Annotated in this window: 22 protein-coding genes and 1 tRNA gene; all 23 read left to right on the top strand. The window is 49.1% G+C overall.

Annotated elements, in window-relative coordinates; translation table 11 throughout:
* Positions 1 to 14 precede the first annotated feature (14 nt).
* The 23 genes from ilvC to UNDKW_RS15075 all read left to right on the top strand — a co-directional run bounded on the left by ilvC (position 15) and on the right by UNDKW_RS15075 (position 25223).
* On the top strand, positions 15 to 1031 hold the full coding sequence (ilvC, locus tag UNDKW_RS15190) for a ketol-acid reductoisomerase (protein ID WP_162059360.1): 1017 nt from the start codon (positions 15 to 17) through the stop codon (positions 1029 to 1031).
* Between the two features lie 571 nt (positions 1032 to 1602).
* Positions 1603 to 3495: a PQQ-binding-like beta-propeller repeat protein gene (locus UNDKW_RS15180; RefSeq protein ID WP_232062984.1), complete on the top strand. Its 1893-nt coding sequence runs from the start codon at positions 1603 to 1605 to the stop codon at positions 3493 to 3495.
* Between the two features lie 250 nt (positions 3496 to 3745).
* Entirely contained in the window at positions 3746 to 4615 is an 870-nt protein-coding gene (gene pssA / locus UNDKW_RS15175) for a CDP-diacylglycerol--serine O-phosphatidyltransferase (RefSeq protein ID WP_162059357.1), read from the top strand.
* Positions 4616 to 5011: 396 nt separating this feature from the next.
* A complete protein-coding gene (locus tag UNDKW_RS15170; RefSeq protein WP_162059356.1) occupies positions 5012 to 6550 on the top strand; it encodes a 2-isopropylmalate synthase in 1539 nt (512 codons plus the stop codon).
* Positions 6551 to 6689: 139 nt separating this feature from the next.
* Positions 6690 to 6959: a 30S ribosomal protein S15 gene (gene rpsO, locus UNDKW_RS15165; protein WP_110253976.1), complete on the top strand. Its 270-nt coding sequence runs from the start codon at positions 6690 to 6692 to the stop codon at positions 6957 to 6959.
* A gap of 216 nt (positions 6960 to 7175) precedes the next feature.
* Entirely contained in the window at positions 7176 to 9338 is a 2163-nt protein-coding gene (gene pnp / locus UNDKW_RS15160; protein WP_162059355.1) for a polyribonucleotide nucleotidyltransferase, read from the top strand.
* Between the two features lie 150 nt (positions 9339 to 9488).
* Entirely contained in the window at positions 9489 to 10469 is a 981-nt protein-coding gene (locus UNDKW_RS15155) for an NAD(P)H-quinone oxidoreductase (RefSeq protein ID WP_162061952.1), read from the top strand.
* Positions 10470 to 10657: 188 nt separating this feature from the next.
* Positions 10658 to 11401: a triose-phosphate isomerase gene (gene tpiA, locus UNDKW_RS15150; RefSeq protein ID WP_162059354.1), complete on the top strand. Its 744-nt coding sequence runs from the start codon at positions 10658 to 10660 to the stop codon at positions 11399 to 11401.
* A 41-nt stretch (positions 11402 to 11442) separates the two neighbouring features.
* The gene (secG, locus tag UNDKW_RS15145) at positions 11443 to 11847 is read left to right on the top strand and encodes a preprotein translocase subunit SecG (protein WP_162059353.1); all 405 of its coding nucleotides are present in this window, start codon (positions 11443 to 11445) and stop codon (positions 11845 to 11847) included.
* A gap of 85 nt (positions 11848 to 11932) precedes the next feature.
* Positions 11933 to 12017: transfer RNA gene (locus tag UNDKW_RS15140), tRNA-Leu, on the top strand.
* Positions 12018 to 12131: 114 nt separating this feature from the next.
* Complete coding sequence (locus tag UNDKW_RS15135; protein WP_162059352.1) at positions 12132 to 12491, top strand: NADH-quinone oxidoreductase subunit A; 360 nt, start codon at positions 12132 to 12134, stop codon at positions 12489 to 12491.
* A 6-nt stretch (positions 12492 to 12497) separates the two neighbouring features.
* Positions 12498 to 12974, top strand: coding sequence for an NADH-quinone oxidoreductase subunit B family protein (locus UNDKW_RS15130; RefSeq protein ID WP_162059351.1), 477 nt, complete (start codon positions 12498 to 12500; stop codon positions 12972 to 12974).
* A 29-nt stretch (positions 12975 to 13003) separates the two neighbouring features.
* Positions 13004 to 13600 carry an NADH-quinone oxidoreductase subunit C gene (locus UNDKW_RS15125; protein WP_162059350.1) on the top strand — a complete coding sequence of 199 codons (597 nt, stop codon included), beginning with the start codon at positions 13004 to 13006 and terminating at the stop codon, positions 13598 to 13600.
* Positions 13600 to 14853: an NADH-quinone oxidoreductase subunit D gene (locus tag UNDKW_RS15120; protein ID WP_162059349.1), complete on the top strand. Its 1254-nt coding sequence runs from the start codon at positions 13600 to 13602 to the stop codon at positions 14851 to 14853. Before UNDKW_RS15125 ends, UNDKW_RS15120 begins: the two co-directional genes overlap by 1 nt.
* Before the next feature lie 37 nt (positions 14854 to 14890).
* A complete protein-coding gene (nuoE, locus tag UNDKW_RS15115) occupies positions 14891 to 15376 on the top strand; it encodes an NADH-quinone oxidoreductase subunit NuoE (protein ID WP_162041813.1) in 486 nt (161 codons plus the stop codon).
* Positions 15376 to 16671, top strand: a complete 1296-nt coding sequence (gene nuoF / locus UNDKW_RS15110; RefSeq protein ID WP_162041812.1) for an NADH-quinone oxidoreductase subunit NuoF — start codon at positions 15376 to 15378, stop codon at positions 16669 to 16671. The genes nuoE and nuoF overlap by 1 nt, the downstream gene beginning before the upstream one ends.
* Before the next feature lie 32 nt (positions 16672 to 16703).
* On the top strand, positions 16704 to 19010 hold the full coding sequence (gene nuoG / locus UNDKW_RS15105; RefSeq protein ID WP_162059348.1) for an NADH-quinone oxidoreductase subunit NuoG: 2307 nt from the start codon (positions 16704 to 16706) through the stop codon (positions 19008 to 19010).
* The gene (nuoH, locus tag UNDKW_RS15100) at positions 19010 to 20074 is read left to right on the top strand and encodes an NADH-quinone oxidoreductase subunit NuoH (protein ID WP_174247594.1); all 1065 of its coding nucleotides are present in this window, start codon (positions 19010 to 19012) and stop codon (positions 20072 to 20074) included. The genes nuoG and nuoH overlap by 1 nt, the downstream gene beginning before the upstream one ends.
* 12 nt (positions 20075 to 20086) lie before the next feature.
* A complete protein-coding gene (gene nuoI / locus UNDKW_RS15095) occupies positions 20087 to 20575 on the top strand; it encodes an NADH-quinone oxidoreductase subunit NuoI (RefSeq protein ID WP_162041809.1) in 489 nt (162 codons plus the stop codon).
* A 16-nt stretch (positions 20576 to 20591) separates the two neighbouring features.
* Complete coding sequence (locus tag UNDKW_RS15090; RefSeq protein WP_162061950.1) at positions 20592 to 21239, top strand: NADH-quinone oxidoreductase subunit J; 648 nt, start codon at positions 20592 to 20594, stop codon at positions 21237 to 21239.
* Positions 21240 to 21554, top strand: coding sequence for an NADH-quinone oxidoreductase subunit NuoK (gene nuoK, locus UNDKW_RS15085; protein WP_162041807.1), 315 nt, complete (start codon positions 21240 to 21242; stop codon positions 21552 to 21554).
* A gap of 97 nt (positions 21555 to 21651) precedes the next feature.
* Positions 21652 to 23703, top strand: a complete 2052-nt coding sequence (nuoL, locus tag UNDKW_RS15080) for an NADH-quinone oxidoreductase subunit L (RefSeq protein WP_162059347.1) — start codon at positions 21652 to 21654, stop codon at positions 23701 to 23703.
* 29 nt (positions 23704 to 23732) lie between these two features.
* Positions 23733 to 25223 carry an NADH-quinone oxidoreductase subunit M gene (locus tag UNDKW_RS15075; RefSeq protein WP_162041805.1) on the top strand — a complete coding sequence of 497 codons (1491 nt, stop codon included), beginning with the start codon at positions 23733 to 23735 and terminating at the stop codon, positions 25221 to 25223.
* Positions 25224 to 25240 lie beyond the last annotated feature (17 nt).

Genomic DNA, 25240 nt, shown 5'->3' with positions numbered 1-25240 from the left:
TATTAGGATACAAAATGAAAGTTTTCTACGACAAAGATTGTGATCTCTCCCTGATCAAAGGCAAAAACGTTGCTATCATCGGCTACGGTTCTCAAGGTCATGCACACGCACAGAACTTGAATGATTCCGGCTGTAAAGTCACTGTCGCCCTGCGTAAGGGCGGCGCTTCATGGGACAAGGCAAAAAATGCTGGCCTGAACGTGGCTGAAGTCAATGACGCAGTTAAAGCAGCTGACGTCATCATGATTTTGCTGCCAGATGAAAACATCGCCCAGGTTTACGCTGAAAACGTTGCGCCTCACGCCAAACAAGGCGCAGTACTGGCATTTGCCCACGGCTTCAATGTTCACTATGGTCAAGTTGTGCCACGCGCTGATCTGGACGTCATCATGATCGCTCCTAAAGCACCTGGCCACACTGTGCGCGGTACTTACAGTCAGGGTGGTGGTGTGCCTCACCTGATCGCTGTATATCAGGACAAATCCGGTTCTGCCCGTGACATCGCCTTGTCTTATGCGATGGCTAACGGTGGTGGCCGTGCTGGCATCATCGAAACCAACTTCCGTGAAGAAACAGAGACTGATTTGTTCGGTGAACAAGCAGTTCTGTGCGGCGGTGCGGTTGAGCTGATCAAGGCCGGTTTCGAAACCCTGGTTGAAGCTGGCTATGCACCAGAAATGGCTTACTTCGAATGTCTGCATGAATTGAAGCTGATCGTTGACCTGATCTATGAAGGCGGTATCGCCAACATGAACTACTCGATCTCCAACAATGCAGAATACGGTGAATATGTGACTGGCCCTAAAGTCGTTACAGAAGACACCAAGAATGCCATGCGCCAGTGCCTGAGAGATATTCAGACTGGTGAATACGCGAAGAGCTTCATCCTGGAAAACAAGGCAGGCGCACCGACTTTGATCTCCCGCCGTCGTTTGACTGCTGAGCACCAGATCGAAGAAGTGGGCGCGAAATTGCGTGCCATGATGCCTTGGATCGCTAAAAACAAATTGGTTGATCAATCCAAAAACTAATTTTTAAGATTACCTGACATCATCCAGTGTGCGCTCGTAGGCGCACACAGCTCGAAGGCTAAAAATCGCCCGCAGGGGCGATTTTCTTTACGCCTTCAAGTGCGCTTGGATCGCTAAAAACAAATTGGTTGATCAATCCAAAAACTAATTTTTAAGATTACCTGACATCATCCAGTGTGCGCTCGTAGGCGCACACAGCTCGAAGGCTAAAAGTCGTCCGCTTGGACGACTTTTTTACGCCTTCAAGTGCACTTGGATCGTTAAAAACAAACTGGTTGATCAATCGAAGAATTAATTCTTCAGATCGCCGGGCGTCATCAAGCGTGCACTCGCAGGTGCCCGCAGTGCTAAGACTAAAAATCGCCCGTGAGGGCGATTTTTTTCTTTAACTTTATCGAGATTTTGTAACTGCCGTGTTTTCCGCAAAATCAATTCTAAGCAAATTTTTAGTCTCGTCAGTTTGCAAGTAAATAACGCGTAACGGAGAGATGGTATGGTAATTATTAAAATTGCATATCTTCTGGTAAAGTGGCGGGTTTTTGGGTGTTCAAACAAATTGTAAGGGTTGAGAATGAAAGTCGTTATTGCAGTATTGATAGTGGGATTGTCTTTAGCGGCTTGTGGCGGTGGGGGTGGTTCAAATCCGCAGTCCAGTATCACTACCGGAACCACGACAGGTACGACTACCGGAACCACAACAGGTACGACTACCGGAACCACAACAGGTACGACTACCGGAACCACAACAGGTACGACTACCGGAACCACAACAGGTACAACTACTGGAACCACAACAGGTACGACTACTGGAACTACAACAGGTACGACTACCGGAACCACAACAGGTGGCGGAGTTGCAGTAGCTGTTTCCAATGATCCCGGACTCGCACTGGCTCCCAATGCATTGAACGCGGTTATATGGCCAAATGAAAAGCGTCAAATCGTTGTTCAAGCCCGTGCGACCCGGAATTTCCCTGACATCATCAACATAGGCATTATTGACATCAACGGCGGGATTAAACCTGATGTGAAAGTTAATGCTATTGATACTTATACCTATCAAGCCACGCTGGAAGTCGCGTCTAATCTATCACCTGGTGTTTATTCCGGTGTCATCGAAATACGCCTGTGTAAAGATAATCCGCTTATATGCAAGCAAGCGCATCAGGGCTCGCCATGGAAATTGCCGTATCGTTTTGAAGTCAAGGCCGCTGTTTTGTCGCAGTTGTCAGCACTCCCCGGTGCGTATGACTGGTCGGCCTTTCAGGGTAATTCCAGCCATAGTGGAAATGTGCCTGTCAGCCTTGATCCGAATAAATTCTCATATCGTTTCGAGAAAAAAATTCAGGCAAGTGATGATTATGGTAATGCATTGTCAAGACTTGTTACGCAGAATAGTGGTTTTTATTTTGTGCAACTGGACGATACTAAAAACCAGATTCTTTACGCTTTAAATGAACATGACGGAAGCGAAAAATGGCGGGTTAACCTCAGCAATGGCCCTGTTTATAAACCAACCTATGTTCCACCTGTATCACCGACACCGGCAATCTACCAAAACAAGATTTATGCGCAAACCTCGACCCAGCCTGAAGTAAAAGTATTTGATCTGGGCAGTGGTCAGTTTTTGGGGCAGACCAATATTGGACAAGTATACTCTGTCAATGGCATTGGTGAGCTGGTTGCTGATGTCAGCGGCGTTTATGGACAGGCATCCTATAGTTCGGGTAATTCAAGCTTTGTAGATTTTGGCGTCAGTTTATTCAGATCAGCGTTTGTTATTGATCCGGATACGTACAAAGTCAAATCTGTGGCCAAGTTCCGGTTTGATTCCAGCATGCTGACATTTAATGATCAATCCGTAATGGCGTATCGTTCAACCACGGTGCAGAAAGAAAAGAATAGTCAAGCAGCAGAACGTGTTGGGTTAAGCATTTTCAATAAATTTGGTAATGGCGCACCCGTGACACTTTTTTCTGATTATCAATTCGTCAATATGAATGCGATTTCTGTATATTGCCCTGACAGGAATGCGTTTTTGAGTTTTCAAAAGCCAGAGGGCTTCAATTCATCAATTGTTATTTTTGATCTTGCCGCAGGTAAATTTGCTGGTAGTTCATCAACCAGTTATACAAATAGTTCACTTGTTTGCTCAAAAAACACAGTATTTGCCATTACCTGGCCCGGGACTTTAAGCGCATTGGATATCAATACAGGGCAAGTGCTATGGCAGTGGAAGCCGGCTTTGGATGATACGTTGCAGGTATACAGTACTCCACAGGCTATGTTGGTGACAAACAATCTTCTTTTTGTTTCAGGCGATAAAAATACCTATGCAGTTGATTTGAACACACACCAAACTGTATGGACTTATTCTCATGCGGGCGAACTATCGCTATCCAGGAATGGTATTCTTTATATTAAGAGTAGGGATAACACTATCGTTGCATTCAATTTGAAGTAAGTTGTGAATGTCTTCAGAGACAGATCAAAGTAAAAATCGCCCATCCGGGCGATTTTTACTTTGATCTTCCATGATCGCCTTACCAAACGGCACGTCTATTTTTTAATTGAATGTGAATGAAGATGTATATTGGAGCCTGCAACGTGAAAGATGCATTTGTTTTCATTGCTAATAATCGGGGTTATACTTCGCACACTTTTTCATCCCTTGCCCAGGTAAGAGATATATTTTACAGATTACGATAGCAAGAATGGCACCAATACTAAAGCGAAAGCCAAAAGGTAGTTTTAAGCTCTTTCCCAAGGGTGCGCGCAAGAATGCACCTGTGACTGCTCATGTGGATGAAGATGTGCGTGTGCCAGTCAAACCCAGGCGTGGCATCTATCTTTTGCCGAATGCATTTACAACTGCAGCCTTGTTTTGCGGTTTTTATGCGATTGTCATGGCAATGGATCAACGTTTTGACCGGTCGGCCCTGGCGATTTTCGCGGCCATGGTGCTGGATAGTCTGGACGGTCGCGTCGCCCGCATGACGAATACCCAGAGTGAGTTTGGGGCGCAATACGATAGTTTGTCAGACATGATTTCCTTTGGTGCCGCTCCGGCACTGGTGGCTTATGAATGGTCGTTGAAGGGCATGGGCAAGCTGGGCTGGCTGGCTGCCTTCGTATATTGTGCCGGTGCTGCTTTGCGCCTGGCTCGCTTCAATACCAATATTGGTGTGGTCGATAAGCGTTATTTCCAGGGCTTGCCCAGTCCTGCGGCCGCTGCTTTGGTTGCGGGCTTTGTATTGCTTATGGAAGATCTGCATTTCCTCGGGCGTGACTTGAGCTGGAGTACCTGGAGCATTACCTTGTTTGCCGGTTTGACGATGGTGACCAATGTGCCTTTCTATAGTTTCAAGGACGTGAACCTGCGTAAGTCTGTACCATTCATCGCGCCTTTCCTCGTCGTGCTGGCCTATGTTGCGGTAGTCAGTGACCCGCCCAAGGTTTTGTTTGGTTTGTTTGTTCTGTATGGTTTGTCTGGTTATGTCGTCTTGCTGTGGCGCTGGCGCAAGGGCAGGCCAGTGAGCATAGTGCAGACCAGTGTTGATGATCATCACCATGACGATAAATAAGCCGGTATCAAAACTCGCGCTGCCAGATTAAATTCGGTGTTTTTCAAGAAAAGTCGCAATACAGGAAATGTATCGCGGCTTTTTTGCTTTTCTGCCTCATAAAAACAGGATTTTCCTGCTATAAATTCTTGCACTTTTCTGCCTTTAAGCTTATAGTCTTTGGCATGAACTCCGCATCTACATCAATAGCAAAAAACACTATGGCAGGCCTGTCTGGTCTGCTATCGCTATTGCTGGCATCTCTACTAGCGTTCACGCGCTAAATCCCCCTATACCCACAATTCGAGTAGTCTCGCCACCCATGTGCGTCTTGCAAGGGCAGGTCAAAGAATATTCTCAGTTTGCAGTTTTTCATCTACAACATTTCAGACTTAAATTCATATCAGGAGCAATAACATGGCCGACAAACTCATCATATTCGACACAACTTTGCGTGATGGCGAACAATCCCCTGGTGCATCCATGACCAAGGATGAAAAAATCCGTATTGCCAAGCAACTGGAGAGAATGAAAGTCGATGTGATTGAAGCCGGTTTTGCGGCAGCATCTCCTGGCGATTTTGAATCCATCAAGGCGATTGCTTCCATCATCAAGGACTCGACGATCTGCTCTTTGTCGCGCGCCAATGACCGCGATATCGCCCGCGCAGCAGAAGCCTTGCAGGCGGCGCAACGCAAGCGTATTCATACCTTCATCGCAACGTCTCCGCTGCACATGGAAAAGAAGTTGCGCATGACGCCGGATCAGGTACTGGAGCAAGCCATACAAGCCGTGCGCTATGCCCGCAATTTTACGGATGATGTTGAGTTCAGTCCTGAAGATGGCAGTCGTTCAGATATGGATTTTTTGTGCCGGGTGCTGGAAGCGGTTATCAAAGAAGGTGCGACCACGATCAACTTTGCAGACACGGTCGGCTATGCCGTGCCTGAACTGTACGGCAATATGCTGAAATCTTTGCGTGAACGCATCCCCAATTCTGACAAGGCGATCTGGTCTGTGCATTGCCACAATGACCTTGGCATGGCCGTGGCCAATTCTCTGGCTGGTGTCATGATAGGTGGCGCACGCCAGATTGAATGCACCATCAATGGCCTGGGTGAGCGTGCAGGCAATACTGCACTCGAAGAAATCGTCATGGCAGTGCGTACCCGCAAAGATTACTTTGATTTGCAACTGGGCATCGACATTAGTCAGATCGTGCCCGCATCCAAGCTGGTGTCGCAAATCACTGGTTTTGCCGTACAGCCTAACAAGGCTGTGGTAGGCGCGAATGCCTTTGCCCATGCATCTGGCATCCATCAGGACGGTATCCTGAAGGCGCGTGATACTTACGAGATCATGCGTGCCGAAGACGTGGGCTGGAGTGCGAATAAACTGGTGTTGGGTAAATTATCTGGTCGTAATGCATTCAAGCAGCGCCTGGAAGAATTGGGTATAGAGCTGGAGTCGGAAACTGAAGTCAATGCTGCCTTTGCCCGCTTCAAGGAACTCGCCGACCGCAAGTCGGAAATATTCGATGAAGATATTCTTGCCCTGGTGTCGGATGAAGAGCATGCGCACAACAACGATGCCTTCCATTATGTGTCTTTGTCACAGCGCTCAGAAACGGGTGAGCTGCCTTACGCCAAAGTTGTATTTACTTCAGATGGTAAGGAAGTCACTTGCGAAGGTAATGGCAATGGCCCGGTCGATGCTATCGTCAATGCCATTGATTCCAAGGTGCAGAGTGGCGCAGAGCTGCTGTTGTTCTCTGTGAATGCGATCACTACTGGTACCCAGTCGCAGGGTGAAGTCACCATGCGCCTGTCCAAGGCTGGCCGCATTGTCAATGGCGTGGGGGCTGATCCTGATATTGTTGTTGCTTCAGCGAAAGCTTATTTGTCGGCATTGAATAAATTGCAATCCAAGACAGAGAAGTTGAACCCCCAGATTTAAAGCAAATTTGATTCTGGCTAAAAACGGTGTTATAGTCACGCGTTCCGTCATTTCGGCGGAATTGTTATGTCACGATAATGATGGTTTTATAGCTGTTTTTTAAAGCGGCGACTATTGTTATCGCATGTTAAGGAAAATCATGTCTATCGAAAAAAACGCAAAAGCCGCTATCGTAGCGGACAATGCCCGTGGTCAAAACGACACAGGCTCTCCTGAAGTGCAAGTTGCTCTGTTGACTGCACGTATCAATGATCTGAATGGTCACTTCAAAGCTCACTCTAAAGATCACCACTCACGTCGTGGTTTGATTATGATGGTTAACCGTCGTAAGAGTCTGTTGTCTTACCTGAAAGGTAAAGACCTGAATCGCTATCGCTCACTGATCGAAAAACTCGGCTTGCGTAAGTAATTCTTGCTGAATTTAGCAAAAGATTTGTAGCAAAAAGCCTGCGTCAGTTAACTGTCGCAGGCTTTTTGTCCATCTAGAGTTTTAGTTTTTCCCAGTTTTAGCCCGGTTTTTGATGTAAATATTAAAAAACAGGCAAAAAGCAATCCAGGCGGATTGCTCGTGGTGAGGTGAACGACAGCGCCTGAAAATCTGTCGGCAAAATAGAAAGGACACATTGTGTTTAATAAAATTACCAAAACCTTCCAATACGGCCAACACCAGGTAACACTGGAAACCGGCGAAATCGCCCGCCAGGCTTCCGGCGCGGTCATGGTATCCATAGAAGATACTGTTGTACTGGCAACCGTAGTTGCAAAAAAAGATGCAAAACCAGGTCAGGATTTCTTTCCTCTGACCGTGGATTACATGGAAAAAACTTACGCTGCCGGCCGTATTCCTGGCGGTTTCTTCAAGCGTGAAGGTCGTCCATCAGAAAAAGAAACACTGACTTCCCGTTTGATCGATCGCCCAATTCGCCCTCTGTTCCCAGAAGGCTATCTGAACGAAGTTCAGGTCATTGTGCATGTTTTGTCTGTCAATCCAGAAATCGATCCTGATATCGCAGCCATGATCGGTGCTTCTGCAGCGATTTCCGTTGCTGGCATCCCATTCAGTGGCCCGGTTGGTGCAGCACGTGTTGGTTATATCGATGGTCAATATGTATTGAATCCAACTGCAACGCAACTGAAACAATCCAAGCTGGACCTGGTTGTTGCCGGTACTGAGCAAGCCGTGTTGATGGTTGAGTCTGAAGCGCAGCAATTGTCTGAAGAAATCATGCTGGGCGCGGTTGTTTACGGTCACACGCAAATGAAAGCTGTGATCGATGCGATCCATGAACTGGTCCGTGACGGTGGCAAGCCTGAAGTTCAGTGGGCGCCTGCTGCGAAAAATGAGCCACTGATCGCTGCTGTTACAGCGGTTGCAGAACCTCTGTTGCGCACTGCATATCAAACCAAAGAAAAGCAGGCTCGTACCGAGCAATTGAAGGCGGCAACGTCTGCAGTTGCTGCGGCACTGGCTGAGCAAGCTGCTGCCAAAGGCGAAGCTGCTCCTGATTCAGCAGAAGTCGGCAATATCCTGTTTGATCTGGAAGCGAAAATCGTTCGCTCCCAAATCCTGGAAGGCGAGCCACGTATCGATGGCCGTGATACACGCACTGTGCGCCCTATCACTATCCGCACTGGCGTTTTGCCACGTACGCATGGTACAGCCCTGTTCACGCGCGGTGAAACGCAGGCTCTGGTGATTGCTACTCTGGGTACTGCTCGTGATGAGCAAAAAATTGATGCGCTGATGGGTGAATACTCTGACCGCTTCATGCTGCATTACAACATGCCTCCGTTCGCTACTGGCGAAACAGGCCGTGTTGGCACGCCTAAACGTCGTGAAATCGGCCATGGCCGTCTGGCTAAACGTGCATTGCAAGCAGCTTTGCCTGATCCAGAAGATTTCAGCTACTCCGTCCGTCTGGTTTCTGAAATTACAGAATCCAATGGCTCTTCTTCCATGGCTTCTGTCTGTGGCGGCTGCCTGGCCTTGATGGATGCTGGCGTGCCGATGAAAGCACACGTTGCCGGTATCGCCATGGGCCTGATCAAGGATGGTAACAAGTTTGCCGTTCTGACAGATATCCTGGGTGATGAAGATCATCTCGGTGACATGGACTTTAAAGTAGCCGGTACTGCAGAGGGCATTACTGCCTTGCAAATGGACATCAAAATCCAGGGTATCACCAAAGAAATCATGCAAGTCGCTTTGGCTCAGGCTAAAGAGGGCCGTATCCATATCCTGGGTAAAATGCAGGAAGCCGTACCTGTTGGCAAATCTGAATTGTCTGACTTTGCTCCGCGCCTGATCACGATCAAGATCAACCCTGAAAAAATCCGTGATGTTATCGGTAAGGGTGGTGCAGTGATCCGTGCTCTGACAGAAGAAACTGGCACCCAAATCGATATCAGTGATGAGGGCGTCGTGACTATCGCTTCTGTTGATGCCGCCGCTGGTCAGGAAGCCAAGCGCCGTATCGAAGAGCTGACTGCAGAAGTTGAAGTTGGTAAAATCTACGAAGGTACAGTATTGAAATTGCTGGACTTCGGTGCGATCGTGCAAATCATGCCAGGTAAAGATGGTTTGCTGCACATCAGCCAAATCGCCAATGAGCGCGTGAATGCAGTTGCTGACTACCTCAAAGAAGGTCAGCAAGTACGTGTAAAAGTGCTGGAAACTGATGACCGTGGTCGCTTCAAGTTGTCGATGAAAGCAGCAGCTTCTGAATCTGAAGCGCAAGCTCAGCCGCAACAACAGCAACAGCAGCAACAGCAGCAACAACAGCAGTAGTAATAAATTCACGCAGCCTTTGGGCTGAGTGAATTAAAAATAAGTTGCAAATGAGTTGAAAACGCCCGTCTCGCACGGGCGTTTTTTTATTGGCTTACAATTGCGCACTGTATCGCTGGAACCCTACAAAGGCTGAAGATGAAAACTGAAATGCGCGCAATTGAAATTACCCAATATGGCAAGCCTGAAGTCTTGCAAATTTGCAGCAGGCCTGTGCCAGTGCCGGGTAAGGGAGAGCTATTGATCAAGGTTGCCGCAGCTGGCGTGAATCGCCCTGATGTCCTGCAGCGCCTTGGTTTTTACCCTGTGCCGCCAGGTGCTTCAGATTTGCCGGGTCTGGAAGTGGCCGGCGAAATAGTCGGTGGTGATGTGCAAGGCAGTGGTTTTGAGTTGGGTGACCAGGTTTGCGCATTGGTGCAGGGCGGTGGTTATGCGGAGTATTGCGTGGCACCTGCGGGGCAGTGCCTGAAGACACTAGCGGGCATGTCCATGATAGAGGCGGCCTCGCTGCCAGAAACCTATTTTACTGTCTGGAGTAATGTATTCCAGCGCGCGCATCTGTCGCCTGGCGAAAGTTTTCTGGTGCAGGGAGGTACTTCAGGTATAGGTGTCGCAGCAATCCAGATTGCCCGGGCATTGGGGCACAGGGTTTTTGCTACTGCTGGTTCTGATGAAAAGTGCAGGGCGACTGAAAAGCTGGGCGCGGAGCGCGGCATCAATTACAAGACTGAAAATTTTGTCGAAGTCGTCAAGGAATTAACAGCAGGTAAGGGGGTCGATGTCATTCTGGATATGGTGGCAGGCTCCTATGTGCCAAAAGAAATCAATTGCCTCGCCGATGATGGCAGGCTGGCGATTATTGCCCTGCTTGGTGGTAATTCGGCGGAGCTTGATCTGGGTCAGCTCTTGCGCAGGCGTTTGACGGTGACGGGTTCCACACTGCGCCCGCGCTCTGTTGCCTTCAAGGCAAAAATATCGACAGAGCTGCAAGAACATGTCTGGCCACTGCTGGTATCAAAAGAAATAGTCCCCGTAATACACCAGGTTTTTCCTCTAGAGCAGGCTGCCCAGGCACATGCAATGATGGAGGAGGGCTTGCATATAGGGAAAATCATGCTGACGCTGGATTAGCTTGACGCTTGTTGTTTTTGATTAAACCTGGTCTGGATGTGCTGATGCTTGCAAAATTGCTATGTTGGTCATAAATTTGATGTAATTATGTCTTTATAGTAACTTCGGAATGTAAAAACTGGTCTTGCTGGTTTGACCCTGTCTGCGGCGAAGGCTACAATAGACGGTTATTTATATTTTGGCTCACTATGCGACGCACCTTAATAGCCGGTAACTGGAAAATGAATGGTAGTTTTGCTGCTAACCGTTCATTGTTGTCTGAAGTCAAGGCGGGTTTGCCTGCCAGTTTGCAGTGTGATGTGCTGGTTTGTGTTCCTGCGCCTTATTTTGCACAATGTGCAGAATTATTGAGTGGTATTGCTGTGAGTTGGGGTGCGCAAGACGTGTCTGTGCATGCGCATGGCGCTTACACAGGTGAGATTTCCGCCTCCATGTTGCAGGATTGTGCTTGTAAATATGCAATTGTCGGGCACTCTGAGCGCCGTGCTTATCATGCTGAAACAAATGAGCTGGTAGCGCACAAGGCTCAGCAATTATTGAAGCATGGTGTCTTGCCTATAGTTTGCGTGGGCGAAACCCTGGAGCAGCGCGAAAGTGGTCAGACGAATGCGGTTGTAGCGGCGCAGTTGAATGCGGTGCTGGATGTGCTGAATAGCCTTAATGACCTGGTGATTGCCTATGAACCCGTCTGGGCTATAGGTACGGGTAAAACTGCAACACCTGAAATGGCGCAAGAAGTGCATCATTTCCTGCGTCAGCAAGTGGCCGTTCGTGATGCGGGTGCGGCAGAAAAAGTACAGATTTTGTATGGTGGTAGCATGAAGCCGGAAAATGCCAGGGAGTTATTGGCAATGCCCGATATTGATGGTGGTTTGATTGGTGGGGCTGCACTGAAGTCGCAAGATTTTCTTGCGATCATCGCTGCCAGTTAATTGATTTATTGTAGTACTTAATTTTTACTTGGATGTTTTGAATGCAAACTTTACACACGTTGGTCATCGTTATTCAGATTCTGTCTGCTTTGACAATTATTGGTCTGGTTTTATTGCAGCACGGTAAAGGTGCTGATATGGGTGCCTCTTTTGGCTCTGGCGCTTCTGGTAGCTTGTTTGGTGCGACGGGTTCTTCGAATTTCTTGTCCAAGGCAACGGGTATAGCTGCTGCGATATTTTTTGCGGCGACTTTGGGTCTGGCGGTGTTTAGTACTGGCGCACGCAAGCCTTCCGGTGGTGTGATGGAGGGTGTTACTACCGTATCTCAGCCAGCAACTAATGCCGCTGCGGTCAGTGCGCCAGCATCGGCTCCTGCTGCAAGTGCAGCATCTGCGGCATCTGTGCCTGCCTCTTCTGCGGCTCAGTCTGGTCAGATTCCAAAATAAATTGATTTTGCTCAGCAAAAAACTTTGAATTGCTGCAATTGCGCGTTGAACAATGAGGCTATACATAGTAGAATGCTGGGCTTAAGCCGACGTGGTGAAATTGGTAGACACGCTATCTTGAGGGGGTAGTGGCGAAAGCTGTACGAGTTCGAGTCTCGTCGTCGGCACCAAAAAAATAGGGTCAGTTTTCTTTATTGGCCCAGTCGAGGAAGTGGATGTCTCTTGTTGTGTGATCTTGAGAAACATCTCGCTTCAATCTGGCATTCAATTACAGGTGGCCTAACGTGAACCTCGAAAATTATTTCCCAGTTCTTCTCTTTATTCTGGTTGGTATCGCCGTTGGCGTGGTGCCGCAAATTCTGGGGCGTGTTCTTGCTCCATACAAACCAGACTCACAAAAAAATTCTGCTTACGAATGCGGTTTTGAGGCATTTGAGGATGCGCGCATGAAGTTTGATGTGCGTTATTACCTGGTCGCGATTCTGTTTATTTTGTTTGATCTGGAAACAGCATTCTTCTTCCCTTGGGGTGTGGCAATGCGTGACCTGGGTTGGGCAGGTTTTCTGATTATGCTTGGCTTCGTGCTCGAGTTTGGCGTTGGATTTTGGTACATCTGGAAAAAAGGCGCTCTGGATTGGGAGTGATGGATTATGGCAATTGAAGGTGTATTTAACGAAAACTTTGTTACCACAACAGCCGACAAGCTGATCAACTGGACGCGCACCGGCTCCATGTGGCCGATGACTTTTGGTCTGGCTTGCTGTGCGGTAGAGATGATGCATGCTGGTGCGTCGCGCTATGATCTGGATCGTTTTGGGGTGGTGTTTCGCCCATCTCCGCGTCAGTCTGATGTCATGATTGTTGCTGGTACGTTGTGTAACAAGATGGCACCTGCGCTGCGCAAGGTATATGACCAGATGGCCGAGCCACGCTGGGTGATTTCCATGGGGTCTTGCGCCAATGGTGGTGGTTACTACCATTATTCGTATTCTGTTGTGCGCGGTTGTGACCGCATTGTGCCAGTTGATATTTATGTGCCAGGTTGCCCGCCAACCGCTGAGGCGCTGATGTACGGCATCATACAGTTGCAAAACAAGATCAAACGTACCAATACCATTGCTCGTTAATCGCGCGATCGCTGGGGCAATAATAAATTATGACTACCAAACTGGAAAACCTTGAGGCGGCAGTAAAAAATGTCTTGGGTGAGCGTATTCTGGACTTGAAGAATGCGCTGGGTGAAATCACCATCGTGGTTTCTGCAACTGCTTATCTGGATGTGATGCGCACTTTGCGTGACCATGCAGAAACCAGTTTTGAAGAATTGATCGACCTTTGTGGTGTCGATTATTCTGCTTATGGCGATGGTTTGTGGGAAGGTGCACGTTATGCTGTAGTTTCACACTTGCTGTCGATCAAACATAACTGGCGTTTGCGTGTGCGCGTGTTTGCAGCGGATGATGAAATGCCGGTCGTGCCTTCGCTGATCGATATCTGGAATGCGGCTAACTGGTATGAACGCGAAGCGTTTGACCTGTTTGGTATTCTGTTTGATGGTCACAATGATTTGCGCCGTATATTGACCGACTATGGTTTCATCGGTCATCCATTCCGTAAAGATTTTCCAGTTTCCGGCTATGTTGAAATGCGCTATGACGCAGATCAAAAGCGCGTTGTTTACCAGCCTGTCACGATAGAGCCGCGCGAAAATGTGCCGCGTGTGATTCGTGAAGAAAATTACGGGATGAAATAATGGCTGAGATTAAGAATTACACCCTGAACTTTGGTCCTCAGCATCCTGCTGCGCACGGTGTGTTGCGCCTGGTACTGGAGCTTGACGGTGAAGTGATACAGCGTGCTGATCCGCACATTGGTCTCCTGCATCGTGCGACTGAAAAACTGGCTGAGCAAAAAACTTTCCTGCAATCCGTGCCTTACATGGATCGCCTGGACTATGTGTCCATGATGGCCAATGAACATGCCTATGTCATGGCCATAGAAAAGATGCTGGGTCTGGAAGTGCCTTTGCGTGCGCAGTATATCCGCGTCATGTTTGACGAAATCACGCGTCTGCTGAACCACTTGCTGTGGATAGGTGCGCATGCGCTGGACGTGGGTGCGATGGCGGTTTTCCTGTACGCCTTCCGTGAACGTGAAGATCTGATGGATTGCTATGAAGCAGTCTCAGGCGCACGCTTGCATGCTGCTTACTATCGCCCAGGTGGTGTGTATCGTGATTTGCCGGACCAAATGCCGCAATTCACTGTATCGGCCTTGAAGAATGAAAAAGCGATGAAGTTGCTGAATGAAAACCGTCAGGGTTCCCTGCTGGATTTCATTGAAGACTTCACTAACCGTTTCCCAAAATATGTCGATGAATACGAAACACTGTTGACCGATAACCGTATCTGGAAACAGCGTCTGGTTGGTATTGGCGTAGTGTCGCCTGAGCGCGCCATGGCCATGGGTTTTAGTGGTCCTATGTTGCGTGGTTCCGGTATCGAATGGGATTTACGCAAGAAGCAACCGTATGAAGTCTATGACTTGCTGGATTTTGATATTCCAGTTGGTGTCAATGGTGACAGTTATGACCGCTATCTGGTGCGCGTGGAAGAAATGCGCCAGTCCAACCGCATCATCAAACAATGCGTAGAGTGGCTGAGAAATAACCAGGGCCCGGTAATTACTGATAACCACAAGGTTGCGCCACCACATCGCGTGAACATGAAGTCGAATATGGAAGAACTCATCCATCACTTCAAACTGTTCACCGAAGGTTTCCATGTTCCTGCTGGCGAAGCTTATGCCGCAGTTGAGCATCCAAAAGGCGAGTTTGGTATTTACTTGATGTCCGATGGTGCTAACAAGCCTTATCGTCTGAAAATCCGTGCGCCAGGTTTCGCGCATTTGCAGGGTTTGGATGAAATGGCAAAAGGTCACATGATTGCTGATGCGGTAACGATCATCGGTACTCAGGATATTGTGTTTGGTGAGATTGACAGATAAAGCGGCGTCCTGAGGACGTCGAATCGAGGCATTAGCTATGGTGTTATCAGAGCAGGCATTTAAAAAAATTGATCGTGAACTTGCAAAGTTCCCGGCTGACCAGCGACAGTCCGCTGTGATGGCCGCATTGGCTATTGCGCAGGATGAAACTGGCTGGGTTTCCCCCGAAGTTATGCAGACTCTGGCTGACTACATCGGCATGCCCGCAGTAGCAGTGCAGGAGGTCGCGACTTTCTACAATATGTACAACACCAAGCCGGTGGGCAAGTTCAAGATTTCGGTCTGCACCAATCTGCCTTGTGCCTTGTCTGGTGGTGAACGTGCAGCACATCACCTGAAGCAAAAACTCGGTATCGATTACAGGGAAACTACGGCAGACGGCCAGTTCACTCTGGTTGAAGGTGAATGCATGGGTGCCTGTGGTGACGCACCTGTGATGCTGGTTAATAACAAGCGTATGTGCAGCTTCATGTCGAATGAAAAAATTGACGGTCTGGTCAATGAATTGAAAGAGGTTAAATAATGACGAGTCTGCATAATCGCCATATTAAACCTTTGATATTGGCTGGCCTGGATGGCAAAAACTGGCATCTGCAAGATTACGTAGCACGTGGTGGCTATGAATCCCTGAAGCGTATCCTGAATGAAAAAATCCCTCCTGAGCAAGTCATTGCTGAGTTGAAGGCTTCTTCCTTGCGTGGTCGCGGTGGTGCGGGTTTTCCTACTGGTTTGAAGTGGAGCTTCATGCCACGTCAGTTCCCTGGTCAAAAATATCTGGTCTGTAATACAGATGAGGGTGAACCTGGTACATTCAAGGATCGCGACATCATCCGTTATAACCCGCATGCGCTGATTGAAGGCATGGCCATAGGCGCTTACGCCATGGGCATCACGGTAGGTTACAACTATATCCATGGTGAAATTTTTGCTGACTACGACCGTTTCGAAGAAGCGATCGAAGAGGCGCGCGCTGCGGGCATGTTGGGTGACAAAATCGCCGGTTCCGATTTTAATTTCCAGTTGCATGCTTTCCACGGATATGGCGCATACATCTGCGGCGAAGAAACAGCCTTGCTCGAATCGCTGGAAGGAAAAAAAGGGCAGCCACGCTTTAAGCCGCCTTTCCCGGCCAGCTTTGGTTTGTATGGAAAGCCAACCACGATCAATAACACAGAAACTTTTGCAGCAGTCCCTTTCGTGCTGGCCATGGGCGGTGAGAAATACGCTGCATTAGGCAAGCCTAACAATGGCGGCACCAAGATTTTCTCCATGTCTGGCGACGTAGCAAAACCTGGTAATTACGAAGTACCTTTGGGTACGCCGTTTGCCACTTTGCTGGAGTTGGCTGGCGGCATGCGTGACGGTAAAAAAATCAAGGCAGTGATCCCTGGTGGTTCATCCATGCCGGTCTTGACTGGTGATGTGATGATGGCGACTGACATGGATTATGACTCCATCGCCAAGGCTGGTTCCATGCTGGGTTCTGGTGCTGTCATCGTCATGGATGAAACACGCTGCATGGTCAAGTCACTGTTGCGCCTGTCTTATTTCTATTTTGAAGAATCCTGTGGTCAGTGCACACCTTGCCGTGAAGGTACCGGCTGGTTGTATCGCATGGTGCACAGGATAGAGCATGGTCATGGCCGTCCAGATGATCTGGATATGCTGAACTCCATTGCTGACAATATTCAAGGCAAGACTATCTGTGCCCTCGGTGATGCAGCAGCGATGCCGGTACGCGCAATGATCAAGAATTTCCGCGAAGAATTTGAATATCACATCGAGCATAAACATTGCTTGGTGCCCACTTACATGTAAGCCAGCTTCGGTTAGCACACTTAGAGTAGACCATGGTTGAAATCGAAATAGACGGCAAAAAAGTCGAAGTCCAAGAGGGCAGTATGGTGATGGATGCTGCCAATAAGCTTGGCACTTACATCCCGCATTTTTGCTATCACAAAAAATTATCTATTGCGGCCAACTGCCGCATGTGTCTGGTTGAGGTTGAAAAAGCACCTAAACCTTTGCCTGCCTGCGCGACTCCGGTCACGCCGGGCATGATCGTCCGTTCTTCCAGCGACAAGGCAGTAAAAGCACAAAAAGCAGTGATGGAATTCCTGCTCATCAATCACCCGCTGGATTGTCCTATCTGCGATCAGGGTGGCGAATGTCAACTGCAGGATCTGGCAGTTGGATACGGTGGCACGGCATCCCGTTACGAAGAAGAAAAACGTGTGGTATTCCACAAGGACGTAGGCCCTCTGGTATCCATGGAAGAAATGAGCCGCTGCATACACTGCACACGCTGCGTACGTTTCGGCCAGGAAATCGCTGGCGTCATGGAACTGGGCATGCTCAACCGTGGCGAGCATTCTGAAATCACTTCCTTCGTCGGCAAAACGGTTGATTCCGAATTGTCCGGCAATATGATCGATCTGTGCCCAGTCGGCGCACTGACATCCAAGCCTTTCCGCTATTCCGCCCGCACCTGGGAATTGTCACGCCGTAAATCGGTCAGTGCCCATGATGGCCTGGGTTCCAACCTGATAGTTCAGGTCAAGAATAACAAGGTCATGCGTGTGGTCCCGCTGGAAAACGAAGACATCAATGAGTGCTGGATTTCTGACAAAGACCGTTTCTCTTACGAGGCACTGAACAGTGCAGAACGCCTGACCAAGCCCATGATCAAGCAGGGTGGCCAGTGGCAGGAAACTGACTGGCAGACAGCATTGGAATACGTCGCGCATGGCTTGCGTAATGTCAAGCATGAGCATGGCGCTGATGCTATCGCCGCGGTTGCTGCACCTAGCTCCACTCTGGAAGAACTGACATTGTTGCAACGCGTTATCCGTGGCCTGGGTTCAGACAATGTTGATTTCCGCCTGCGCCAGTCTGACTTCGCACTGAATTCTTCTGTCAAGCCTTGGCTGGGTACCAGCATCGCCAGATTTGGTCAGCTGAAAAACGTTTTCGTTATCGGTTCTTTCCTGCGTAAAGACCATCCTTTGCTGGCAGCGCGTCTGCGTCAGTCAGTAAAAATGGGCGCCGAGCTGAGCATCCTGCACGCGGCCAATGATGAATTGCTCATCAAGCTGGCGAATAATGCAATCGTAGCTCCATCAATGTGGACAGCGTTTTTGGCTGAGGTTGCCGTTGCTATCGCAGTCAAAAAAGAAATCGCCAAACCAGCTGGTTACGACGCAGTACAGGCATCTGCCAAAGCAGAAGCAATTGCGGCCAGCCTGCTGGCTGGCAAGGCTGGTGTATTCCTGGGCAATGCAGCGTCTTACCATCCAGAAGCATCGCAATTGCATGCACTGGCACAGTGGATAGCAGAAAACGCAGCTACGGAATTTGGTTATCTGACAGAAGCGGCAAACACTGTTGGCGGCTACCTCGCAAATGCGATCCCTGCCAACAATGCCAAGCCAGTATTCACTGAAGCCAAAAAAGCTTACATCGTTTTACACGCCGAGCCTTTGCTTGACAGCGCACATCCGGTACAAGCCAAAGCCGCTTTGGACAATGCTGAAATGGTCGTCGTCATGTCGCCATTCAGGCACGGTGCTGAATATGCTGACGTCTTGCTGCCAGTTTCTCCTTACACAGAGACATCCGGTACTTTCGTGAACTGCGAAGGCCGTGCACAAAGTTTCCACGGTGTGGTCAAACCTTTGGGTGATACCCGTCCTGCATGGAAAGTCTTGCGCGTACTTGGCAATTTGCTGGGTCTGGACAACTTTGATTTTGAAACAGCAGAAGCAGTGCGCGCAACAGTATTGACGCAAGCTGACCTGACTACACAGTTGAACAACTCATCCAAACTGGCTCCATCAGTTCCTGCTAACGCAGCTGCTGGCATGGAACGTATTGCTGACGTTGGTATTTACAGCACAGACGCTATCGTACGCCGTGCAGAATCCCTGCAACTGACAGCCGATGCACGTGCACCGCAAGCATGGATCAGCTCTGCTGACGCCAGCAAGCTCGGCATCGCCGAAGGTGACATGGTCAGACTGAGCAAAACAGGTTCTACCCTGATCCCCGTCGGAATAGATAAATCCTTGCCTGATAATGTGGTCAGGATTGCTGCAGGCCATAGCCTGACAAGTAATCTGGACGGCATGTTCGGTGCCATCAAATTGGAGCGTGCATAATGAATTTGCTGCTCTCTATTCATGAATTTGGTCAGCACTACCTGGGCACTTTTTGGATGCCTTTGTGGACACTGCTCAAGATCGTCTGCATCACTTTGCCAGTGATGGGTTGTGTCGCCTACCTGACCTTGTGGGAACGCAAGATGATAGGCTGGATGCACATCCGTCTTGGTCCTAACCGCGTGGGGCCTGCAGGTTTGCTGCAACCTATTGCTGACGCGCTGAAGCTGTTGCTCAAAGAAATCGTCATCCCCGCCAAGGCAAATAAAGTCTTGTTTGTGCTGGCACCTATCATGACCATCATGCCTGCGCTGGCAGCCTGGTCGGTGATTCCTTTCGGCCCTGAAACTGTCTTGGCAAACGTCAATGCAGGCTTGCTGCTGATCATGGCAATCACCTCGATGGAAGTTTACGGCATCATCATCGCCGGTTGGGCATCCAACTCCAAGTATGCTTTCCTCGGTGCCATGCGTGCGTCTGCACAGATGGTGTCGTATGAAATCGCCATGGGCTTTGTGCTGGTCATTGTGTTGATGGTGTCTGGCAGCCTGAACATGACTGATATCGTCAATGCACAGACCAAGGGTTTTGCCGCCAGCCATGGTTTCAACCTGTTCTCATGGAACTGGTTGCCGCTGTTGCCTATGTTCGTGGTGTATGTGATTTCCGGTATTGCTGAAACCAACCGCCATCCGTTTGACGTGGTTGAGGGGGAATCCGAGATCGTTGCCGGCCACATGGTCGAATACTCAGGTATGTCTTTCGCCATGTTCTTCCTGGCTGAATACGCCAACATGATCTTGATCTCCGCGATGGCATCTTTGATGTTCCTCGGCGGCTGGTCTGCACCGTTCAGCTTCCTGGATTTCATCCCTGGCTGGATCTGGCTTGGTATCAAGACTTTTGTTGTGGTTTCCATGTTCATCTGGGCACGTGCTTCCTTCCCGCGTTATCGCTATGACCAGATCATGCGTTTGGGCTGGAAAGTATTTATCCCGCTTACCCTGGTGTATCTGGTGATCGTCGCAGCATGGATGCAAACTCCATGGAATATTTGGAAGTAAGAGGCTAAAAAAATGGAAGCAATCAAGGATTTTTTTGGCAGCCTGATGCTGCGCGAACTGATCAAGGGCCTCGCCCTGACAGGCCGCTATATGTTCGCCCGCAAGATCACGGTGCAATTTCCTGAGGAAAAAACACCACAGTCTCCACGTTTTCGTGGCTTGCATGCTCTGCGTCGTTACCCGAATGGGGAAGAGCGCTGCATCGCCTGTAAGTTGTGTGAAGCAGTGTGCCCAGCCATGGCGATCACGATTGAATCTGATCAGCGTGCTGATGGCAGCCGTCGTACTACCCGTTATGACATCGACCTGACTAAATGTATTTTCTGCGGTTTCTGTGAAGAATCCTGCCCGGTCGATTCCATCGTGGAAACCCATGTACTGGAATATCACGGTGAAAAACGCGGTGACCTGTATTTCACCAAAGAGATGTTGCTGGCTGTAGGTGATCGTTACGAGCCACAAATTGCAGCAGCGCGTGCCGCTGATGCCACATACCGCTAACTGGACCTGGTTCGATATGGAATTTACTACCGTTTTATTTTATGTTTTCGCAGCGATCATGATAGTCGCCGCGATCCAGGTCATTTCTGCACGTAACCCCGTGCATGCGGCCTTGTTCTTGGTGCTGACCTTCTTCAATGCTGCAGGTATCTGGTTGCTGTTAAAAGCTGAGTTCCTGGCTATCGTGCTGGTACTGGTGTATGTAGGTGCGGTCATGGTGCTGTTCTTGTTCGTTGTGATGATGCTGGACATCAATCTCGACAAACTCAGGGAAGGTTTCTGGAGTCACTTTCCATTGGCCGCTGCAGTCGGTGTCATCATCGTACTAGAAATGTCGGCAGTCTTGCTGCGCGGCTTTTTGCGTCCGGACAATCATGTGCCGGCAGCAGCTGACAAGATAGGTAACACCAAGTACCTTGGTATGGAAATTTTCACGCATTACCAGTTTGCTTTTGAGGTTGCGGCAGCCATCCTCTTGCTGGCTATTATCGCTGCAGTTGCTTTGACTTTGCGTCGTCGCAAAGACAGTAAATATTTTGATCCTGCTGCGGCAGTCAAAGTAAAAGCCAAGGACCGTATCCGTATCGTCAGCATGAAAGCTGAATCCGAACGCGCTGAGAACAATGCCACTGCTGCGGCAACTACTGTGAATCCGGAGGCTTAAATGGCTTTGACTTTGAGTTTGACGCATTACCTGATTTTGGGCGCAATCCTGTTTGCGATTTCCATCGTCGGTATTTTCCTCAACCGTAAAAACATCATCGTCTTGCTGATGGCGATTGAATTGATGTTGCTGGCCGTGAATATCAATTTCATCGCGTTTTCCCATTATCTGGGTGATGCGGCAGGGCAGGTATTCGTGTTCTTCATACTTACCGTTGCTGCTGCTGAGTCAGCGATAGGTCTGGCGATCCTGGTGGTCTTGTTCCGTAATCTGGATACCATCAATGTCGAAGATCTGGATGCATTAAAAGGTTAATCAGGTTAATGGTGCGGATTGTCGCCTGCTGCGGCAGTCCGGTAGTCCGGTATACGCTGGCGATTTAGAAAAGTAATAAAGCTAACAAAGGGTCATCATGGCGGGGCAACTTAACCCACAATTATTATTGGCAGTACCACTGGCGCCTCTGGCCGGGTCTGCTATTGCAGGTCTGCTAGGAACGAAGTTTTTCGGCAATGTGGTTGGCCGCAAGGTATCACATACAGTCACCATACTTGGTGTACTGATTGCACTGATCATCTCCTGCATGACCTTGTCTGCCGTGATGGATGGCGCGACATATAATGAGACCCTGTACCAATGGATGAAGGTCGGTAACATGAAGCTGGAAGTTGGCTTCATGGTTGACAGCCTGACAGCGATGATGATGTGCGTCGTGACCTTTGTGTCGCTGATGGTGCATATCTACACCATAGGCTATATGGCAGAAGACGAAGGCTATAACCGCTTCTTCTCGTATATCTCCCTGTTCACTTTTGCCATGCTGATGCTGGTCATGAGTAACAACTTCCTGCAATTATTCTTTGGCTGGGAGGCTGTAGGTCTGGTTTCTTATTTGCTGATTGGTTTCTGGTACACCAAACCAACGGCAATCTATGCCAACATGAAAGCCTTTCTGGTCAACCGTGTTGGTGACTTTGGTTTCATCCTGGGTATAGGTTTGCTGGTCGCTAACACTGGTTCCATGAACTATGTTGAAGTATTCGCCAAGAAAAATGAACTGGCAGCGATGTTGTTGCCGCACACTGACTGGATGCTGATCACCGTTGCCTGTATCTGCCTGTTCATCGGCGCTATGGGTAAGTCTGCACAATTCCCTCTGCATGTCTGGTTGCCAGACTCGATGGAAGGCCCGACCCCGATTTCTGCTCTGATCCACGCGGCGACCATGGTTACCGCAGGTATCTTCATGGTGTCACGCATGTCACCATTGTTTGAATTGTCTGACACTGCCTTGTCCTTCATCCTGGTGATAGGTGCGATTACTGCGCTGTTCATGGGTTTCATGGGCATTATCCAGAACGATATCAAGCGCGTCGTGGCTTATTCCACACTGTCACAACTGGGTTATATGACAGTGGCACTGGGTGCTTCTGCCTACTCGGTTGCGGTATTTCATCTGATGACGCATGCTTTCTTTAAAGCACTGCTGTTCCTTGGTGCTGGTTCCGTGATTATCGGTATGCACCATGATCAGGATATTCGCAACATGGGTGGCTTGAGGAAGTACATGCCGATTACATGGCTGACTTCTCTGGCTGGTTCGCTGGCGTTGATAGGCACACCTTTCCTGTCTGGTTTCTATTCCAAGGACAGCATTATTGAGGCAGTGCAGGCCAGCCATCTGGCAGGTGCAGGTTTTGCCAAGTTTGCGGTGCTGGCAGGTGTGTTTGTCACGGCATTCTATTCCTTCCGCATGTATTTCCTGGTCTTCCACGGCAAGGAAAACTTTGGCAAGGCGCATGCCCACGATCATCACGATGATCATCATGCTGCTGACGACCACCATGACGATCATCATCATGGCCTGGCTCCAGGGCAAAAACCACACGAGTCACCTATGGTTGTCTGGTTGCCACTGGTCTTGCTGGCAATTCCTTCGCTGTTTATTGGTGCGATTGCGATTGAACCCATGCTGTTTGGCGGCTTCTTCAAGGACGTGATCTTTGTTAATGAAGCACATCACGCAATGGAAGAGCTGCGTCATGAATTCCACGGCGCTGGTGCAATGGGCTTGCACTCGTTCCTGACGCCACCATTCTGGCTGGCACTGTTTGGTGTGGTGACTGCTTATGTGTTCTACATGGTCAAGCCTGAAATTCCAGCCAAGATCAAGAATGCTGTCATGCCACTCTACACTTTGCTGGACAACAAATACTACATGGATCGCTTCAACGAGATCGTGTTTGCTGGTGGCGCACGTGTACTCGGTGGTGGCTTGTGGAATATTGGTGACAAAGGCCTCATCGATGGCCTGGTAGTTAACGGCAGCGCAAAACTGGTTGGCTGGGTCTCCAAACTGATACGTCATTTGCAGAGTGGTTATATCTATCACTATGCATTTGTGATGATACTCGGCGTGATGGGATTCCTGGCTTATACAGTGCTGTTTCCCTTTGCTAAATAAGTGACCACGGCTATAAAAAGATAATTACTATGCAGTCAACTTCTACTCTACTTAGCCTTTCGATCTGGTTACCGATAGTTTTCGGTATCTTCATACTGGCATTCGGGCGCGATAACAATCCCTCGCTTGTGCGCGGTGTTGCACTGATCGGATCTATCTGCAGCTTTATCGTGACGCTGCCTTTGATCAAGCTGTTTGATAATGCTGCGCATGGCATGCAGTTTGTTGAAAAATACAGCTGGATAGAACGCTTCAATGTGTTCTATGCACTGGGCATAGACGGTATCTCTTTGTGGCTGGTGCCTCTGACAGCTTTCATCACCGTAATCGTCGTGATTGCTGCATGGGAAGTCATAGAAAAGCAAGTCGCTCAGTATATGGGTGCCTTCCTGATCTTGTCTGGCCTGATGATAGGTGTGTTTTGCGCAACTGATGGCATGTTGTTCTATGTCTTCTTTGAAGCCACGCTGATCCCTATGTACATCATCGTCGGTGTCTGGGGTGGCCCGAACCGTGTATATGCTGCATTCAAGTTCTTCCTGTACACCCTGATGGGCTCTTTGCTGACGCTGGTTGCCATCATCTACCTGTACCTGAAAGCGGGTCATTCCTTCGATATCCTGGTATGGCATAAACTGCCTTTGCCGTTGACGACCCAGATCATGATTTTCTGCGCCTTCCTGATGGCGTTTGCAGTCAAGGTTCCTATGTGGCCAGTACATACATGGTTGCCAGACGCCCACGTTGAAGCGCCGACTGGTGGTTCTGTCGTGTTGGCAGCCATCATGTTGAAACTGGGTGCTTATGGCTTCCTGCGTTTCTCTTTGCCTATCGCTCCTGACGCCAGCCATTACATGGCAGGTTTCATGATCACACTGTCGCTGATCGCTGTTATTTACATCGGCCTGGTGGCACTGGTACAAAAAGATATGAAAAAGCTGGTGGCGTATTCTTCGATTGCGCACATGGGCTTTGTGACTCTGGGCTTTTTCATGTTCAACGACATGTCAGTGCAGGGCGCTATCGTGCAAATGATTTCCCACGGCTTTATCTCTGGCGCGATGTTCCTGTGTATCGGTGTTTTGTATGATCGCGTACATTCCCGTGAAATTGCTGACTACGGTGGTGTGGTTAATACCATGCCTAAATTTGCTGCCTTGTTCGTGCTGTTCTCCATGGCTAACTGCGGCTTGCCGGCAACTTCCGGTTTCGTCGGCGAGTTCATGGTTATCCTGGGTGCGGTGCAGTTTAATTTCTGGATAGGCATGCTGGCAGCAACAGCCCTGATTTTTGGTGCAGCGTACTCTTTGTGGATGGTCAAGCGCGTTGTGTTTGGCAATATCACGAATGAGCATGTAGCTCACCTGAGCGACCTGAATAAACGTGAATTCTTCATGCTGGGTGTGTTGGCAATAGCGGTATTGGTGATGGGTTTGTATCCAGCACCATTTACAGATGCAATGCAGGTGTCGGTAGCCGATCTGTTGCGACATGTGGCAGTGCCTAAGCTGATACCTTGACCGGGAATTTGGATACG

The sequence above is a fragment of the Undibacterium sp. KW1 genome, assembly GCF_009937955.1.
Lineage (GTDB): Bacteria > Pseudomonadota > Gammaproteobacteria > Burkholderiales > Burkholderiaceae_D > Undibacterium.
Note: the sequence above shows the minus strand (reverse complement) of the source record. Positions and strands in the feature narration are given on the sequence as shown.

Bases quoted from the DNA above. Each gene is read 5' to 3' on its own strand.
- UNDKW_RS15075 (WP_162041805.1), top strand. From the start codon at position 23,733: ATGCAGTCAACTTCTACTCTACTTAGCCTTTCGATCTGGTTACCGATA.
- UNDKW_RS15090 (WP_162061950.1), top strand. From the start codon at position 20,592: ATGGAATTTACTACCGTTTTATTTTATGTTTTCGCAGCGATCATGATA.
- UNDKW_RS15170 (WP_162059356.1), top strand. From the start codon at position 5,012: ATGGCCGACAAACTCATCATATTCGACACAACTTTGCGTGATGGCGAA.
- pssA (WP_162059357.1), top strand. From the start codon at position 3,746: ATGGCACCAATACTAAAGCGAAAGCCAAAAGGTAGTTTTAAGCTCTTT.
- nuoH (WP_174247594.1), top strand. From the start codon at position 19,010: ATGAATTTGCTGCTCTCTATTCATGAATTTGGTCAGCACTACCTGGGC.
- UNDKW_RS15125 (WP_162059350.1), top strand. From the start codon at position 13,004: ATGACTACCAAACTGGAAAACCTTGAGGCGGCAGTAAAAAATGTCTTG.
- secG (WP_162059353.1), top strand. From the start codon at position 11,443: ATGCAAACTTTACACACGTTGGTCATCGTTATTCAGATTCTGTCTGCT.
- UNDKW_RS15130 (WP_162059351.1), top strand. From the start codon at position 12,498: ATGGCAATTGAAGGTGTATTTAACGAAAACTTTGTTACCACAACAGCC.
- nuoG (WP_162059348.1), top strand. From the start codon at position 16,704: ATGGTTGAAATCGAAATAGACGGCAAAAAAGTCGAAGTCCAAGAGGGC.
- UNDKW_RS15155 (WP_162061952.1), top strand. From the start codon at position 9,489: ATGCGCGCAATTGAAATTACCCAATATGGCAAGCCTGAAGTCTTGCAA.
- UNDKW_RS15180 (WP_232062984.1), top strand. From the start codon at position 1,603: ATGAAAGTCGTTATTGCAGTATTGATAGTGGGATTGTCTTTAGCGGCT.
- ilvC (WP_162059360.1), top strand. From the start codon at position 15: ATGAAAGTTTTCTACGACAAAGATTGTGATCTCTCCCTGATCAAAGGC.
- tpiA (WP_162059354.1), top strand. From the start codon at position 10,658: ATGCGACGCACCTTAATAGCCGGTAACTGGAAAATGAATGGTAGTTTT.
- nuoI (WP_162041809.1), top strand. From the start codon at position 20,087: ATGGAAGCAATCAAGGATTTTTTTGGCAGCCTGATGCTGCGCGAACTG.
- rpsO (WP_110253976.1), top strand. From the start codon at position 6,690: ATGTCTATCGAAAAAAACGCAAAAGCCGCTATCGTAGCGGACAATGCC.
- nuoK (WP_162041807.1), top strand. From the start codon at position 21,240: ATGGCTTTGACTTTGAGTTTGACGCATTACCTGATTTTGGGCGCAATC.
- nuoL (WP_162059347.1), top strand. From the start codon at position 21,652: ATGGCGGGGCAACTTAACCCACAATTATTATTGGCAGTACCACTGGCG.
- UNDKW_RS15120 (WP_162059349.1), top strand. From the start codon at position 13,600: ATGGCTGAGATTAAGAATTACACCCTGAACTTTGGTCCTCAGCATCCT.
- nuoF (WP_162041812.1), top strand. From the start codon at position 15,376: ATGACGAGTCTGCATAATCGCCATATTAAACCTTTGATATTGGCTGGC.
- nuoE (WP_162041813.1), top strand. From the start codon at position 14,891: ATGGTGTTATCAGAGCAGGCATTTAAAAAAATTGATCGTGAACTTGCA.